This window comes from Streptomyces sp. CA-278952, from assembly GCF_028747205.1.
In the GTDB taxonomy this organism is placed as follows: domain Bacteria; phylum Actinomycetota; class Actinomycetes; order Streptomycetales; family Streptomycetaceae; genus Streptomyces.
On sequence record NZ_CP112880.1, the window covers coordinates 127,537 to 142,371 of the forward strand.

14 protein-coding genes and 2 pseudogenes are annotated in these 14,835 nt (G+C 70.9%); 7 read left to right on the forward strand and 9 right to left on the reverse strand.

Going from position 1 to position 14,835, the window contains the following annotated elements; translation table 11 throughout:
- Positions 1-126: 126 nt before the first annotated feature.
- The 4 genes from N7925_RS00530 to N7925_RS00545 all read right to left on the reverse strand — a co-directional run bounded on the left by N7925_RS00530 (position 127) and on the right by N7925_RS00545 (position 3,638).
- Positions 127-714 (reverse strand): hypothetical protein, encoded by a 588-nt coding sequence (locus N7925_RS00530; RefSeq protein ID WP_274342667.1) that lies wholly within the window; start codon positions 712-714, stop codon positions 127-129.
- Positions 711-2,240 (reverse strand): sensor histidine kinase, encoded by a 1,530-nt coding sequence (locus N7925_RS00535; protein WP_274342668.1) that lies wholly within the window; start codon positions 2,238-2,240, stop codon positions 711-713. Before N7925_RS00535 ends, N7925_RS00530 begins: the two co-directional genes overlap by 4 nt.
- Positions 2,237-2,920, reverse strand: coding sequence for a response regulator transcription factor (locus N7925_RS00540; RefSeq protein ID WP_265597499.1), 684 nt, complete (start codon positions 2,918-2,920; stop codon positions 2,237-2,239). The genes N7925_RS00535 and N7925_RS00540 overlap by 4 nt, the downstream gene beginning before the upstream one ends.
- Positions 2,921-3,014: 94 nt before the next feature.
- Positions 3,015-3,638 carry a class I SAM-dependent methyltransferase gene (locus N7925_RS00545; RefSeq protein WP_265597500.1) on the reverse strand — a complete coding sequence of 208 codons (624 nt, stop codon included), beginning with the start codon at positions 3,636-3,638 and terminating at the stop codon, positions 3,015-3,017.
- Between the two features lie 116 nt (positions 3,639-3,754).
- On the opposite strand from N7925_RS00545, the pseudogene N7925_RS00550 reads away from it, so the two are divergent.
- Positions 3,755-4,572: pseudogene (locus N7925_RS00550) on the forward strand (APH(3'') family aminoglycoside O-phosphotransferase).
- 32 nt (positions 4,573-4,604) lie between these two features.
- Here the strand turns inward: N7925_RS00550 and N7925_RS00555 are convergent.
- Positions 4,605-6,566 carry a CASTOR/POLLUX-related putative ion channel gene (locus N7925_RS00555; protein ID WP_274342669.1) on the reverse strand — a complete coding sequence of 654 codons (1,962 nt, stop codon included), beginning with the start codon at positions 6,564-6,566 and terminating at the stop codon, positions 4,605-4,607.
- A 388-nt stretch (positions 6,567-6,954) separates the two neighbouring features.
- Here N7925_RS00555 and N7925_RS00560 point away from each other — a divergent pair.
- Positions 6,955-7,113 (forward strand): annotated as a pseudogene (locus N7925_RS00560) (TetR family transcriptional regulator); the annotation flags it as partial.
- Positions 7,114-7,187: 74 nt separating this feature from the next.
- Positions 7,188-7,733 carry an MOSC domain-containing protein gene (locus tag N7925_RS00565; RefSeq protein ID WP_274342670.1) on the forward strand — a complete coding sequence of 182 codons (546 nt, stop codon included), beginning with the start codon at positions 7,188-7,190 and terminating at the stop codon, positions 7,731-7,733.
- Between the two features lie 117 nt (positions 7,734-7,850).
- Here N7925_RS00565 and N7925_RS00570 read toward each other — a convergent pair whose 3' ends face one another.
- Positions 7,851-8,144, reverse strand: coding sequence for a hypothetical protein (locus N7925_RS00570; protein ID WP_265597502.1), 294 nt, complete (start codon positions 8,142-8,144; stop codon positions 7,851-7,853).
- A gap of 365 nt (positions 8,145-8,509) precedes the next feature.
- Here N7925_RS00570 and N7925_RS00575 point away from each other — a divergent pair, with 365 nt between their 5' ends.
- From N7925_RS00575 to N7925_RS00585, 3 genes are all read left to right on the forward strand, one after another.
- Positions 8,510-9,382 carry an alpha/beta fold hydrolase gene (locus tag N7925_RS00575; RefSeq protein ID WP_274342671.1) on the forward strand — a complete coding sequence of 291 codons (873 nt, stop codon included), beginning with the start codon at positions 8,510-8,512 and terminating at the stop codon, positions 9,380-9,382.
- A gap of 992 nt (positions 9,383-10,374) precedes the next feature.
- Positions 10,375-11,031, forward strand: coding sequence for a DedA family protein (locus N7925_RS00580; RefSeq protein ID WP_274342672.1), 657 nt, complete (start codon positions 10,375-10,377; stop codon positions 11,029-11,031).
- 147 nt (positions 11,032-11,178) lie between these two features.
- Positions 11,179-11,733 (forward strand): tellurite resistance TerB family protein, encoded by a 555-nt coding sequence (locus N7925_RS00585; protein ID WP_265597505.1) that lies wholly within the window; start codon positions 11,179-11,181, stop codon positions 11,731-11,733.
- A gap of 93 nt (positions 11,734-11,826) precedes the next feature.
- On the opposite strand, the gene N7925_RS00590 is transcribed toward N7925_RS00585, so the two are convergent.
- From N7925_RS00590 to N7925_RS00600, 3 genes are all read right to left on the reverse strand, one after another.
- Positions 11,827-12,033, reverse strand: coding sequence for a ferredoxin (locus tag N7925_RS00590; protein WP_265597506.1), 207 nt, complete (start codon positions 12,031-12,033; stop codon positions 11,827-11,829).
- Positions 12,030-13,280, reverse strand: coding sequence for a cytochrome P450 (locus tag N7925_RS00595; RefSeq protein ID WP_274342673.1), 1,251 nt, complete (start codon positions 13,278-13,280; stop codon positions 12,030-12,032). Before N7925_RS00595 ends, N7925_RS00590 begins: the two co-directional genes overlap by 4 nt.
- Before the next feature lie 344 nt (positions 13,281-13,624).
- Positions 13,625-14,116 (reverse strand): FBP domain-containing protein, encoded by a 492-nt coding sequence (locus N7925_RS00600; RefSeq protein ID WP_274342674.1) that lies wholly within the window; start codon positions 14,114-14,116, stop codon positions 13,625-13,627.
- A gap of 82 nt (positions 14,117-14,198) precedes the next feature.
- Between N7925_RS00600 and N7925_RS00605 the strand changes: the two genes are divergently transcribed.
- On the forward strand, positions 14,199-14,786 hold the full coding sequence (locus N7925_RS00605; protein ID WP_274342675.1) for a TetR/AcrR family transcriptional regulator: 588 nt from the start codon (positions 14,199-14,201) through the stop codon (positions 14,784-14,786).
- Positions 14,787-14,835: the final 49 nt, after the last annotated feature.

Sequence of the window (14,835 nt, forward strand, 5' to 3'; positions counted from 1 at the left end):
CCCCGGGCGGAACACCGCCCGGGGTGATTCCTGGCGTAGCGGCCCGCCGGAACGGGAGTTCCGGCGGGCCGCTGTCATGCCGTCGGTGTGGTGACCGGGGGCCGTTGCCGCACCCCCTTCACACGCTCAGCGTGCCGGGGCCGGGACCGGGCGGAGGGAGCAGTCGGCCGGAGCGAGGCGACCGTCCCGTCCGACCAGGGTGACGGGCAGGGCCCCCTGTGTCTGCGCGGCGAAGGCGGCCGTGCAGACGAGTTGGTCGCGGGCGGGGGCGGACAGCCGCCGCACCCGCAGGCCCAGCCTGACCTCGACGGTGGAATCACCTGTCAGGACCCGGTCAACGGCGGACGCCCCACGGGGCAGTGAGGGGGCGTTGCGGAGCCCGGCCCGCCGTTCGGCCTTGTTCGGCCCGTCGAGCAGGGCGGTGACGGCTGTCAGGGGCGACAGGGCCTCGCTCGCCTCCTCGCCCTCGGAGGGTGAACTCCCGGGGCCGCCCTGCCAGGGAACGTCGACGATCCGTGGCACGGGCAGCAGTTCGTCGTCGGGAGAGAAGAAGAACAACAGCACCCGTGAGTCACGCGGGGGCAACAGGTCGCCGACCGGCGGCCTCCCGGCCCCGACCACGCCCGTCTCCTGGATACCGCAGCCGGGAAGCGGTGCCCCGGCGAGCACCAGCAGTGTGGTCAGCCCGACCGCGCGGAACGCCCGCTTCCTCACGCGTGGGCCTCCGTGCTGTTGTCGGGGCCGGTCCCCGGCACTTTGCCGTCTGCGGACTCCTGACCGCCCGGTGCGCCGTGGTCCCAGGCGGCGGGCCCGTCGAAGGGCAGTTCCACCGTGAACAGCGCGCCGCCGCCGGGGGTGTTCTCCGCACGGATCGTTCCGCCGTGGAGGCGCACGTTCTCCTGGGTGATCGCGAGTCCGAGGCCGCTGCCCGACGAGCGGGAACGTGCGGCGTCCGCCTTGTAGAAGCGGTCGAAGATGTTCGGCAGCGCTTCGGGGGCGATTCCGGGGCCGCTGTCGCGCACCTCGGTGATCAGCGCATCCGCGCGGGCCGACAGCCGGACGGTGACGGGTTCGCTCCCGTGGTGCAGGGCGTTGCCGACGAGGTTGGCCACGATGACGTCGAAGCGGCGCGGGTCGAGGCGGATGCGGACGCCCTCGGGCAGCTCCGCACGGACCCGGTCCTGCCACTGCCTGCCGGACAGGGTTCTCCGTACGGCCTCCGCCGCGTCCACCTCGTCGGTGGTGAGTCCGGCCGCGCGGGCGTCGAAGCGGGACATCTCCATCAGGTCCTCCACCAGCACGGCCAGTTTGCCGGTCTCGGCGCTGATCAGGCGCACCGCCCGGGCGGTGTCCGGGTCGAGCGTCCCGGCCTCCTCGTCCAGCACGTCCGTGACGGCGAGCATCCCCGCGAGGGGGGTGCGCAGTTCGTGCGAGACGTCGGAGGCGAAACGCCGGGCCCGTGCCCCGGCGTCCCGGAGTTCCTGTACGGAGTGTTCGAGGCGGGCCGCCGAGCTGTTGAACGTCCGGGCGAGGTCGGCCATTTCGTCCCTGCCGCGCACGGTGATCCGCGCGTCGAGCCGCCCGCCGCCCATGGAGTCCGCGGCACGCCGCAGTTCACGCACGGGGCGTAGTACGCTGCGCGCCGCGAACAGGGCGGGCACCAGGGCCACGGCCAACCCTGGCAGCGCACCGTCGCGGGCGGCGGTCACCAGTGCGTCGATGTCCGTCTCCTCGTTCGCCATGGGCATCACGGCGAAGAGGACCAGACCGCTGGGCACCGCGCCACCGCCCGCGACGACCCGTGTCATCACCGGCATCCCGATCGTCAGATAAGCGTTCCCGTCCTTGACGACCCGCTGGAAGCTGCCGTGCGGCGAGGTCCGCGCGGCACGGCGCAGCTCCCCGGTCAGCACACCGGAGACGGGCCGGTCGCCCGAGGAGACGCGCACCGAGCCGTACTCGGCGAACACGATCCACGGATGGGGTTTGGCGCGGGCCGCGATGTCGTACAGCTCCCACCGGACCGATTCCAGGTCCAGGGGCAGGCCGGGGACGAACCGCTCGACCTCCTCGCGGAAGGAGGCGACGGCCGTGTCCTGTGCGCGTTCGAGGACCGCGCTGCGCGCCTCCCGGTAGGTCAGCGCGGCCGTCGTGACCGCGCTGACCGCGGCCACCAGAAGGAACGCGAGCACCAGCCGGGTGCGCACCCCGAACGCGGCGGCCGCTCCGGGTATCTTCACAGCGGGCCGAAGCGGTAGCCGAATCCCCGCACGGTCTGAATGTACCGAGGGCTGTCGGACACGTCTTCGATCTTGATGCGGAGTCGGCGCACGCAGGCGTCCACGAGGCGCACATCGCTGTGGTAGCTGTGGTCCCAGACCTCTTCCAGGAGTCGCTGTCGGCTGAAGACCTTCACCGGCGCCGCGGACAGGAACAGCAACAGCTTCAGCTCGGAAGGTGCGAGAGGGACCGGCCGGCCCGACTTCAGGACGGTGTGACCGGCACGGTCGATGTCCAGGTCGCCGTGGTGCTCCACGGCGGGCCGGGCACCGGCCGGGGCCTCGATGCGGCGCAGCACAGCGCGGATACGGGCTTCGATGACCTCGGTACGGGCGGGCTTGACGACGTAGTCGTCCGCACCGGCCTCCAGGCCGACGATGATGTCCACGTCATCACCGCGCGCGGTGAGCATGATGATCGGCAACTGGCTGTTCGCGCGTACGCGGCGGCACACCTCGACACCGTCCATCACGGGCAGCATCAGATCGAGCAGCAGGAGGTCGGGGCGGAACGCGTCCAGCGCCTCCAGGCCGGCCTCTCCGGTCGCGGTGGCGAGGACCTCGTGCCCGCGGCGGCGCAGCCCCATCTCCACGCCGTCGCGTACGGACGGATCATCTTCGACGAGGACGACGCGTGGCATTCCGGTATCTCCAGGTCCTGGGAGAGGAAGGATCGCGAGAGGTCGCTTCCGGTGAGTGAGCGGCGGGGAGCGGAATCCCCAAGAGGCCGCGGGTTCACGTGGCGGGTCGGGTGTGCACGCTGACCGCGTAGCCGCCGTCGTCGTACGGGTCGCCGCTCCAGGTTGCGTAGCGCTGCCGCAGGGACAGTCCGGCCCGGGCGCACCACTGGTCGAACTCGGCGATGGTCACCGGAGCCTCGTCGAGCGGCAGGTGTGCCGCGTCCAGTCCCATGCCGGTGACCAGCAGACCGCCGGGGCGCAGGGCGGCGGCCAGGTGCCCGACGACGGCCGCTCCGGTGCCGGGGGCCAGCAGGGGGATGACGTTTCCGGCGGCGAGCACCAGGTCGAAGTCCGGTTCCAGGCCGAGGGCGTCCAGCCGGGCCAGGTCGCCGAGGAGCCAGTCCTGTGCGGGTGCTTCGCGGCGGGCGACGGCGAGCATCGAGGCGTCGACGTCCACGCCGGTGCAGTGGTGGCCCAGTTCGGCGAGGCGGATCGCGATCCGGCCGGTGCCGCAGCCCGCGTCGAGCACTCGGGCGGCCGGTTCCAGCAACGCGGCGCAGAAGGATGCCTCGCCGTGGATGTCGTGGCCCGACTCGGCGAGCCGTGCGAACCGCTGGGCGTATTCCTCCCCCGCCTGTCCACCGGTCAGTTCTGCCCAACGGTCGCGTTGCCCAGTCATGTTCAGCTTGCCCTCCGGTCAGCCCCCAGCGGGAGCATAAACGAGCCTGTCACACGGAGTCCGGTTCGGGTGGCTCCGGGCCGGCCCGGTACGCCGGGCTGTCCGGAGTCTGCGCCATGAGTGATCACTGCGAGCCCGGGGCCGTCCCGCCGGTGCTGTTCGGCGTGGCGGGCGACTGGCCGCCTGTCGCCGCGGGCGAATCGGGTGCCTCCGTCTTTCGCGCCGCGGACGCCACCCGGTACGCCAAGTGCGTGCCCGCCACCGACGCGACCGGTCTGGAGGCGGAACGCGACCGGATCGCCTGGCTGAGCGGTCAGGGCGTACCGGGTCCCCGGGTGCTCGACTGGTACGCCGGTGATGCGGGCGCCTGCCTGGTCACCCGTGCCGTCTCCGGCGTACCCGCCGATCAGGTGCGCGCCGAGGACCTTCTCGCATCCTGGCGGCACATCGCGGACGCGGTCCGTCAGCTGCACGAGGTGGCCGTGGCCTCGTGTCCGTTCCGCCGGGGGCTGGATACCGTGGTCGACGTCGCACGTGACGTCGTGGCCCGTGGCGCCGTGCATCCGGAGTTCCTCCCGGTAGGGCAGCAACACGTGCCCCCCGCGGAGCTGCTGGCCCGCCTCACCGGGGAGATCCCTCGGCGCCGGGATCAGGAGGCCGCCGACACGGTCGTCTGCCACGGAGACCTGTGTCTGCCCAACATCATCCTCGATCCGGAGACCCTGGAGGTGTCGGGCTTCATCGACTTGGGCCGCCTCGGAGCGGCCGACCGTCACGCCGACCTGGCGTTGCTGCTCGCCAACGCGCGCGAGACATGGGTGGACGAGGAGCGGGCACAGGTCGCGGACGCGGCGTTCGCCGAGCGGTACGGCATGCCCCTCGATCAGGAGCGCCTGCGCTTCTACCTCATCTCGACCCGCTCACCTGGGGCTGAGGGCTGTCCCGCTATTCCCGGCGGGGCAGACCTCAGGGCGAACCGGCGGTGGTGGATTCGTCCGGTCCGGCGGCGACCGTGGGCAGGTGATGACGGTCCGTCGCGACGACCACCACCTGGTCCTCGGCGTGCCAGACGCGCCGTTCGCCCTTCGGCGGGTTGAGTCTGATGCCGTGGTCCCCGGGTCCGGTGCGGGCGACGTCGTGCCGACGGTAACCGATCGCGCATTCGCCCCGGTCCCGCGCGGCGGCGACGACGCCGGCGAAGGTGGCCTCGGCGCCCGGGTGGATGTAGGCACGGGCGGGCCGCAGACAGACGTTGTTGCCGTCCGCGGAGAACAACTCCTCGAAGACGGGGGCCAGATGTCTGTTCTGTGCGATCTGAGCCATGAGAAGGCCGACCAGCATCCCGCCGACGATGACGTCGGAACCGCTGTTCACGGGTGCCAGGGGTCGGTTCCGGTCATCGACGAGCTCGGTGACGACACGCGTCTCGCGTCCTGTTCGTTGTTCCAGCAGTCGCACGGCCAGCAGCGTGACCAGGGTCCAGTCGTCCGGGTGGTCGGGGCCGTCGCCCCGGTCCGGGCCCAGGACGACCACCGCGTCGTACGGATCGAGGTCGAGGCCGAGCAGGATCTCGGGCCGCGACAGGGGAGCCGACCGGAAGTGCACGTCCGGCCTGGCCGGCTCCCCGCCCTCCGGCTCTCTCGGTCCGGGTACGGCGCTGTCGGCGACCACGTCCACGACGGAGCCGGGGCGGGCCGTGCTCCGTAACTGGTCCAGGACCAGAGGGGCCCGGCGGTTCCAGCCGAGCAGCAGCAGCCGGGAGGGGCCGGCCGGATCGGGCCGGGCAGCAACGATCGCCGAGGTGTCGACCAGGTGCCGGCAGTCCTCGACGCGGGTGCTGTCGTCATCGCGGGCGAGCACGATCAGGCGGCTTCCGGGCCGGACGACGGTGTCGGCGGGCGGGTTGAGCAGCGTACGGCCCTCGGGCGTGAGCAGCCCCACCACACAGGAGTTCTGGTGGCTCAGCAGGGTCTGTCCGAAGGGGCCGTGGTGGAACGCGGTGGTGTCGACGAGATGGAACTCGTCGCCCGCGAAGTCGAGGAGGTCGCGCAGGACGAGGGAGAGGCCGGGGCGGCCGACGCACTGCGCGATCAGCCGGGCCGTGACCGCGTCGGTCTCCAGGACCGTGCCGCGGGGACCTGCGGCCAGCCGGGCCGGGGCCCGGTACCGGTCGTCCCGGACCGCGGCGAGCACCGGTGGCCCGTCCGTGTCCTCGCCGAGGACCGCCCGCAGGGCCAGCAGGATGCGCAGCACCTCGGCGTCGGCCGTCGGTTCCGCTGACGGCAGCACCACGACGGTGCTCGCCGACCGCGGACTGACGAGTGCGAGAACGTCCGGGTCGCTGGCGGGACCGCTGCGGCAGATGATCCGGGCGCGGGCGGTCGGGGCACCCCGAGCGGTCAGTGCCTCCTCCATATCGGCTTTGTCGCGGTCGGCGAGCAGCACGACCGCGCGCGGCCGACGCGGGGCCCGGGCGGCGACCAGCTCGCCCACCACGGTGGTCACCTGGTCCGACCAGCCGAGCACCAGGACGTGCCCCTGCTCCAGGACCGTGGACCGCCCCCTGCTCAACTCCGCCATGCGCTCGGCCAGTCCGGTCGTGATGACCCCGACGAGGGTCGACACGCAGAGCAACGCGACCAGCCCGAGCAACGCGGAGAGCACCAGGCGCAGAGGCGTACCGGTGGCCGCGCCCAGGCGGAGCGTCTCCGCGCTGATCCGCCATGTCGCGATCAGCCGCTCCGAGAGGGACGTGGGCGATCCGGGATCCGTCCACACCAGCAGCAGGCTGACCGGGACGACGACGGCCAGGCAGGTGATCACCAGCCAGCCCATCAGGGTGCCGGTGGAGCGGGCCAGCGTGCGGTCGAACCGGTAGCGCGCCCAGTCCCGTAACCGCACCCGCGGCCGGCCCTTGGCTGATTCCACTGCTACTCCCCCTAGCCCGCCGCCGCGCACCCCGCGGTGGGTGCGGCATCGGCCGTCCCTCCCGGCAGCGTGCGACCTCCGCCCTCGGGGCACGTCGGGTTCGGCGGTCGATTCATCCTTTCGGGCGCTCCGTCGCAACGCGGCACATAAGTTCCGGCCGGGCGGAGGGGCGTTCGCGCCGTCACCGGTACGACGTCGAATCGGGTCTCCGTGTTCCGCCGCAGCCTCGGCCGTCGGTCGGGTCAGGGCTGGGCCGGTAGGGACCAGCGGGTGGACCGTTTCCCGGCGCGCCGGTCGGTCAGCCATCCGATCGCACCACCCTGGTTGGTGAGGAGGGGCGCGGAATGGTTGGTGAGGATCTTTCCTGCTCCTGGTGAATCCGTAGCAGGGAACGAAGGTGCACGCGGCGACGCCCAACGGCGCGCTGCGCGCGGCGGCGGCGGAGGAATTCGCCCAGCAGTACGCGGACGGCCCCCAGGCCTCGGGCGGGGAGATCACGACCTGCGTCCCGGCCGCTCTGCGGGCAGCCTCTCAGGGGCTTGCCTTGATGACCGGCGTCCGGACCCGGACAAGGCCTCCGTACGATCGGGCAGCAACGGACGACGACACACGGAGGACAACATGGGTGGCCGGGTCACCGCGGTGAGCCGCAACGAGCGGTACGGGTTCAGCAAACCCACCTACCCATTCATCACGCTGCTCGCCGGGCTCGGCGTGGAGGGGGATGTGCATGCGGGCACCACGATCCGCCACCAGTTCCGCATGACGTACGAACCGGACCTGCCCAACCTGCGCCAGGTCCACCTGATGCACGAGGAACTCTTCGAGGAGCTCGCGCTCAAGGGCTTCGGTGTGTCGGCGGGCCAGCTCGGCGAGAACGTCACCACCGCGGGAGTTGATCTCCTCTGCCTCCCCACCGGAACCCTGCTGCGCCTCGGCGAGGAAGCGGTGCTGGAGGTGACCGGGCTGCGCAATCCGTGCGCGAAGATCAACGACTTCCGCCAGGGGCTGCTGGGTGAGGTCTTCGCCCTGGATCCCGTGTCGGGTGAGTTCACCTTCAAGTCGGGCGTCATGGCCGTGGTCCGTACCGGCGGGACGGTCCGCGCCGGCGACACCGTCGAGGTCGAGCTGCCGCCGCCCCCTCACCGGGCCCTGGAACGCGTCTGAGGGCTGTCCCGAGCAGGCGGAGTACCCGCCCGGTCACGGCCGGCGCCTGGCTCCCGTGGCGGACGCCGCCCGGTCGCGACCGGAGAGCCGGCGTCGGGGCCACGTTCCCGCCCCGTCTCAGCCCTGCTGCTCCAAGGAGTCCGCGAACGCGCGCAGCGCATCGGCCAGATCCTTCTTCGTGGGCAGCTCGTCGACCTTCTTCTCCAGGTCGTCGATCCGCTGGGCGACCTCCGCGAGATCGACCGGAGCCGTCGGCGAGGGGCTGGGTCCGCCCGTGGGATCCGGACCGCTCGGGTGGGCACTGGGCTCGGGCCCCCCGATGGATCCGGCATCGGCGCCCACCGACCCGCCGGACCCACTGACGCTTCCGCCACCGTCCGACCCTCCGTCGACGCCGCCCGAGCCACTCACGCTCCCGCCAGCGTCAGAGCCGCCCGAGACGTCGCCGCCACCGCTGGATCCTCGGGGCACGCTCTCCACGGGTACCGGATCCGGGCCGGTCGGCGCCTCGTCCGACGTACCCGCGGCCAGCGCACCGCCGACTCCGAACACCACCGCGGCAGCGGCACCGACCAATGCCGCCGTCACACGTCTCGCCCGTCGATTTCCCATGGTCTCCATTCCTCGGACCCTAGCCATCGCAGCTGGCGGAGGGACTGATTCCCACATCCTCGCGAATCTTCCACCCCTACCCCTAACCCCCCATACATAGTTGACAGGTTAAATTCGAGCGGCATCATGGAGCTAACCAGTAAACCGACCGAGAGGGGTTAGCCATGACTGCGCTCCACCACCGCTACGCGGACATACAGGGACAGCGGATCTTCTACCGAGAGGCCGGCGACGCCGACGCACCCGCCGTCGTGCTGCTGCACGGCTTCCCCACCAGTTCGTTCATGTTCCGCGAGCTGATTCCCGCGCTGGCCGAGCGCTTCCACGTGATCGCGCCCGACCACCTGGGTTTCGGTCTCTCCGCCGCCCCCTCGGTCGACGCGTTCACCTACACCTTCGACGCGCTGGCCGAGCTGACCGCGCGACTGCTCGAACAGCTGGGGGTGAACCACTACGCCATCTACGTCCAGGACTACGGAGCGCCGATAGGCTGGCGGCTCGCCCTCGCCGACCCCGGGGCCATCACGGCGATCATCACGCAGAACGGCAACGGCTACGACGCGGGCTTCGTCGAGAGCTTCTGGAAGCCGATCAGTGACTACCAGCGCGAGCAGACACCCGAGAACGAGGCGCACGCGCGCGGCGCGCTGACCCTGGACGGCATCAAGTGGCAGTACGTCACCGGCACTCCGGACGAGAGCACGGTCAGCCCCGATGCCTGGCACCACGATTTCGCCCTCGTCTCCCGCCCCGGCAACGACGAGGTCCAGCTGTCGCTGTTCCGTGACTACGCCAGCAACGCGCTGCTGTACCCGGCACTGCACACGTACCTTCGCGCGCACCGGCCGCCGGTTCTCGCGGTATGGGGCAGGAACGACCCGATCTTCGGCCCCGACGGAGCCCGCGCCTTCGCCGACGATGTTCCGGACGCCGAGATCCACCTCCTCGACGGCGGGCACTTCCTGCTGGAAAGCGCCGGTGACACGGTTGCCGCGCTCGTCCTCGGTTTCCTGGGACGCGTCCACAGCGCGGCCTGACCACGCCAGGACCCCTGCGACGGGAAGCCAAAGGCGGCGTGCGCCCGACGCCGGCCACCGTCCACGGCCGGCGCCGGGCGCACGCCCGTGCTCGCCTGGCTCCGCGGCCGTCACGACCCCGCCGCCCGACCGGACCGGTGGACGTACGGCCGCGGCAGCGCGTGAGCCGTACGACGAAATGAGCTTCAGGTTCGCTTCAGTTCGGGCTGTTAGAGTGCAGTCCTGCGGCGGCAATTCGCCGAGCGGCTTTGGCACTTCGCCCTACGGGCCGAATCGACCGGGACAGGGAGCGTAGGAATGCGCTGCAGGGAGATGCTGGCCTTCTACGCCGGTATCGCCGTGCTCCTGATGATTTCCGCGTTCGCTCTCGGCGACTCCACCCAGACCCTGCAGACCGTCGACACGGCAGCCCATTCCCACTCCGTGCCCGTATTCGACAGGTCGGGGCCGAGTGCTCCGCTGGAGGGCGTCGACGGTGACGTCACGCTCCAGCACCGCCACAAAGCGGGAAGCACGACGGCCGCACCCCCCGTGCAGGCAGGTATCCCCTCCTCATCACCGGATCTCCACGACTGCGCGACGGATGTCGCCCGGCAGCATTCTTCGCACTCGGGATCGCGAAGCCCTGTCCGTGTCCAGATCCTTCGCTGCTGAGCGGAGCCTCCGATCGTCCTGCGGCAGCCCCCGGGCCCCGCACAGCCCGAGGCCCTGCGGCGGCTCGGCGTTCGTTCGCCCCGGTGCATCGCGCCATGCTCGACCCTTCGGTGAGCACGCCCCCGGCGGCCCCAGGCCTTGATCTCCCGATCACGGATACGTGCCATCACGTCCCGCGTCACGCGGAATGCCGCCGCGATTCACTCGTGATGGGCCTCGGATTCCTCTCTCGGTATCCGACCGGCCCCCGTGGGATTTCCGGTCCCGAAAAGATATGACGCCGAGTTGGTCGGCACTCCGGCCTTTCGGCCCCCTACTCAGTCCTGGAGCAGACGCACATGCAGCATTTCCCCCTCGCCTCGGAGCCGGCGAGCGGCATCGCAGGGTGGGCGACCAGCCTTGTCGAAACCATGGGCGGCCCCGGGGCCGGGCTGGCGATCGCCTTGGAGAATCTCTTCCCGCCGTTGCCGAGCGAAATCATTCTGCCGCTGACGGGCTTCGCCGCGGGGCAGGGAGTGATCAGCCTGTTCTCCGCCCTGTTCTGGACGACGCTGGGGTCGGTGGTGGGGGCTGTCGCCCTCTATCAGATCGGCGCTCTCTTCGGCCGGGACCGCATGTACGCCCTGTGGGAGCGGCTTCCCCTGGTGAAGGTCTCCGACCTCAAGAAGACCGAGGAGTGGTTCGTCAAGCACGGTATGAAGGCCATCTTCTTCGGCCGGATGATTCCGATCTTTCGCAGCCTGATCAGCGTCCCGGCAGGCGTTGAGCGGATGCCGCTGCCGATCTTCGTACTCCTCACCGCTCTGGGCAGCTTCATATGGAACTTCATCCTCGTCATGGCCGGATATCTGCTGGGTGATCAGTGGGAGCTCGTGGAGAGTTACGTCGGGGTGCTCTCGAAGGTTGTTCTGGTACTGGTGGTCGTGGCGCTGGTCGTGGCGGTCGGTCGCAGGCTGCGTTCCCGTCGAGGTGATCGGCAGAAGGACCACGCGTGACCGGTGCGCCGAACCGCCCGGTGCCGCCTGCTCCGGGAGGCTCACCGGTCACCGGGCGTGGGCCGCCGGCGAGCGGCCCACGAAGAATGGTTGCAAGCGGCCGCGCACAGTGCGCGGACCATCGATCCGATCGACAAGGTGGCACGGATGGCTATGTGGGACCGCATCAAGGACCAGGCCAAGGGGCTGCAGCAGCAGCAGTCGCAGGGCACGAGGGGCCCCGCCGGGCAGCGGCAGGCGGGTACGGGAGCCGCGGGCGGCTCGAAGGAGAAGTTGGTGGGGCTGCTCAAGTCGCAGCTCGGCTCGCTCAAGACGGAGCTCAAGAGCGGGGCGTACCGGGACGCCAGTATGGCGATGTGTGCTCTGGTCGCGGCTGCCGACGGGTCTGTCGACCCCGCCGAGCGGCACCACGTGGAGACGCTGATCCTGCAGAACGACGTCCTGCAGAACTTCCCTCCGGAGCAGTTGCGGCAGAGGTTCAACAAGCATGTCGATCAGATGATGTTCAACTTCCAGCAGGGCAAGACCGAGGCCATGCAGGAGATCGCCAAGGCCGCGAAGAAGCCGGTGGAGGCGAAGGCGGTCGTCCAGACCGGTTTCGTGATCGCCGGTGCGGACGGGTACATCGCCCCGGCGGAGGCGCAGGTTCTGCGGGAAGCGTGCATGGCGCTCGGGGTGTCCCCGCAGGAGTTCGGCCTCTGATCCGGCCGGCGCGTTTGGTCCGGCCGGTGCGTTTTCCGTAGCGGCGGGGACCCGGCGGGCGCGACCGTATCGCGTCCCGCCGGGCCCGGCCCTTCAGTCGTCGGTCAGGGACACCGCCCCGACCGGGCAGGCCCGTACGGCCTCCCGCACCAGCGGGTGGTCCCCCGCCCCCGCCGTGCGGCCGGGAAGCATCTCGCTGAATCCGTCGTCGTCCTGCGTGAACACGTCCGGCGCGGTCAGCGCGCACATGCCGGCCCCCACGCAGCGTTCCTTGTCGACCTGGACGCCCACGTCGCTCACCAGGCCACGGGCAGTTCCAGGAGACCCTGGATCGTGTCCCCCGGTTTGTGCTGGATCTCGTGCGCGGGCACGGCCAGCCTGAGCGCCGGCAGCCGCTCGAAGAGCGTACGCAGAGCGATGTCGAGCTCGGTGCGGGCCAGGTTCTGGCCCAGGCACTGGTGGACGCCGAAGCCGAAGGCGAGGTGGTGGCGGGAGGTCCGGTCCCAGTCGAGCGTCTCCGGATTCTCGTACACCTCGGTGTCGCGGTTGATGAGCGAGGTCGAGAAGAACACGCCCTCTCCCTCGCGGATCGTCGTCCCGTCCACCTCGATGTCCTCGGTGGCCAGCCGCTGCAGACCGTCGGCGATGGACAGGAACCGCAGCAGCTCCTCGACCACCGCGGCCGTCGTGGTCTCCCCGGACCGCAGCGCCGCCAGTTGCCCCGGGTGCCTCAGCAGCGTGAACGTGCCGAGCGAGATCATGTTCGCCGTCGTCTCGTGCCCCGCGACGAGCAGGATCACCGCGAACGAGACGAGGTCGTCGCGGTCGACGGGCCCGTCCGGGTGGTCCCGGTGGATCAGCTCGTCCAGGAGCCCCTCCCCCGGCTCCCCCCGCTTGCGGTCGATCAGGGCGCCCAGATAGCCCTCCAGCTCGATCCGGGCCTTGTCCACGTCGGCCGCGCCCGGGCCCCGCAGGAGCCGTCGCGAGCAGCCCTCGAAGAACTCGTGGTCGGCGTACGGAACACCGAGGAGCGCGCAGATCACCATGGACGGCACCGGCAGTGCGAAGTCGGCGACCAGCTCGGACGGCGGCCCCTGCCGCTCCATCGCATCCAGCAGACCGTCCACCGTCTCCTGGATGCGGGGGCGCAGCGCGGCGATCCGCTTCACGGAGAAGCTCGGGATGAGCATCCTGCGCTGGGCGTTGTGCTCGGGGTCGTCGACGCCGAGCAGAGCGACGCGCCGCCGCTGCACCTGCGCGAACCGCTCGGCCGGAACGGGGAAGTCGGGATGGGTGCGATCGGTGGACAGTCGCGGATCCGCGAGGAGCCGGCGGGCCAGGGCGTGGCCGGTGACCGCCCAGACCGGACGTCCGTCGAAGAGGGTGACCCGGCTCAACGGCCTTTCCGCGCGCAGCGGTTCGTACCCGGCGGGCGGGTGGTAGGGGCACTCGCGGTCCTGCGGGAACGGTGTCGCGGAGGTCGGTTGGATCGAAGGGCTGGTGAGAGCGGGGTCCTGGCGGGCCGGTTCCGTCGTGGATTGCGTCATTGGAGCGGTCGCCTCGCAGTGCTCGGTGATAGGTACGGAGCGGGTCGCTCCGCCCCTCACACAATTGGATGCCCCAGGCACCTATTGGGTCGACGTCCGGACCGGCCACATCGCGGGATCGCGGGATCTGGCCGGTGCCTTTCGCACACGGTCGAACGGTTTCGCATCCGCTCAGGTCCAGCGGGTGCGGCGGAGCGGCATCGGAGCGAGCACCGCCCCTTCCGCGGCCGGAACCGTTCACCGCGGCGTCCGGAACCTTGCCGTCGGCCAGGTCGTCCACGATCGACGGAGGCGCACGCGTGCTTTCCGTGCCGCGGGGCGACGCCTCGGCCGGAGGTGTCGGGTCACGCCGTCACTCTGGCGATGAACGCCTCGACGTTCACCACGGTTCGCTCGATCTGCTGCTCCAGGGTGAGGGACTCGCGGAGCCGCGACCCGACGCCCGCGTCCTTCTTCCCGCGCACGTAGAGCGAGCAGGCGAGATCGCTGCACATGTAGGCGCCGACCGAGTTGCCCTGCTGGCCCGCCTTTCCGGCCCTGGGGGCCACCAGCAGGGAGACGCCGCCGGTGTGGACGGTCACGCACAGCGAACACATGCTGCGGCGGGTCTGCCAGGACCCGGCGTCGGAGGAGCGCAGTTGGATGCCGACGGGACCCTCGCCCGAGGCGAGCACCAGATAGGCCCGGTCGGGGGCCTGCGGGTCGCGCCAGCCCAGGAAGTCCAGGTCGGCCCAGGGCCGGTCGGCGAGGTCGCGGGGGACGGAGAGGCGCTTGGCCTCGCCCTTCGTGCAGTTCACGAAGGCGGTACGGATCTCTTGTTCGGTCAGAGGCTTCATGGAACTCACGCTAATTTGCCTAATCTCATTAGGCAAACATATATTCTCTTAGGCAATCGCAGGTGGGCGTTCGGAGGGTCGCATGGCACGAGCAGGAGTGGCCGCGGAGCGCGTCGTACGGGCGGGGGCCGAGCTGGCGGACGAGATCGGCTTCGAGCAGGTGACCCCGTCGGAGCTCGCCCGGAAGCTGGGCATCAGGACCGCGAGCCTGTACTCGCACGTCAAGAACGCCCATGACCTCAAGACGAAGATCGCCCTGCTGGCCCTGGAGGAACTCGCCGACCAGGCGTCGGCGGCACTCGCGGGGCGGGCGGGCCGGGACGCGCTCGGCGCCTTCGCCAACGCCTACCGCGACTACGCCCTCCAGCACCCGGGGCGCTTCGCCGCGGCCGGGTTCCGGCTCGACGCGGACGCCGCGGCCGCGAGCGCCGGCGTCCAGCACTCCCGGATGATGCGGGCGATCCTGCGTGGCTACGAGCTGACCGAGCTCCAGCAGACCCACGCGGTGCGGCTCCTGGGCAGCGTCTTCAGCGGTTACGTGGGGCTGGAGACGGCCGGCGGTTTTCGCCACAGCTCCCCCGACTCCCAGGAGAGCTGGACGGAGATCCTCGACGCGCTCGACTCCCTGCTGCGCAGTTGGCCCGCCCCTCCTGACCCCGCCCCCTCCTGACCCCGCCCCCTCACGCCCCCGCCTCCCGCCCCTCGACGAACGAAGAGAC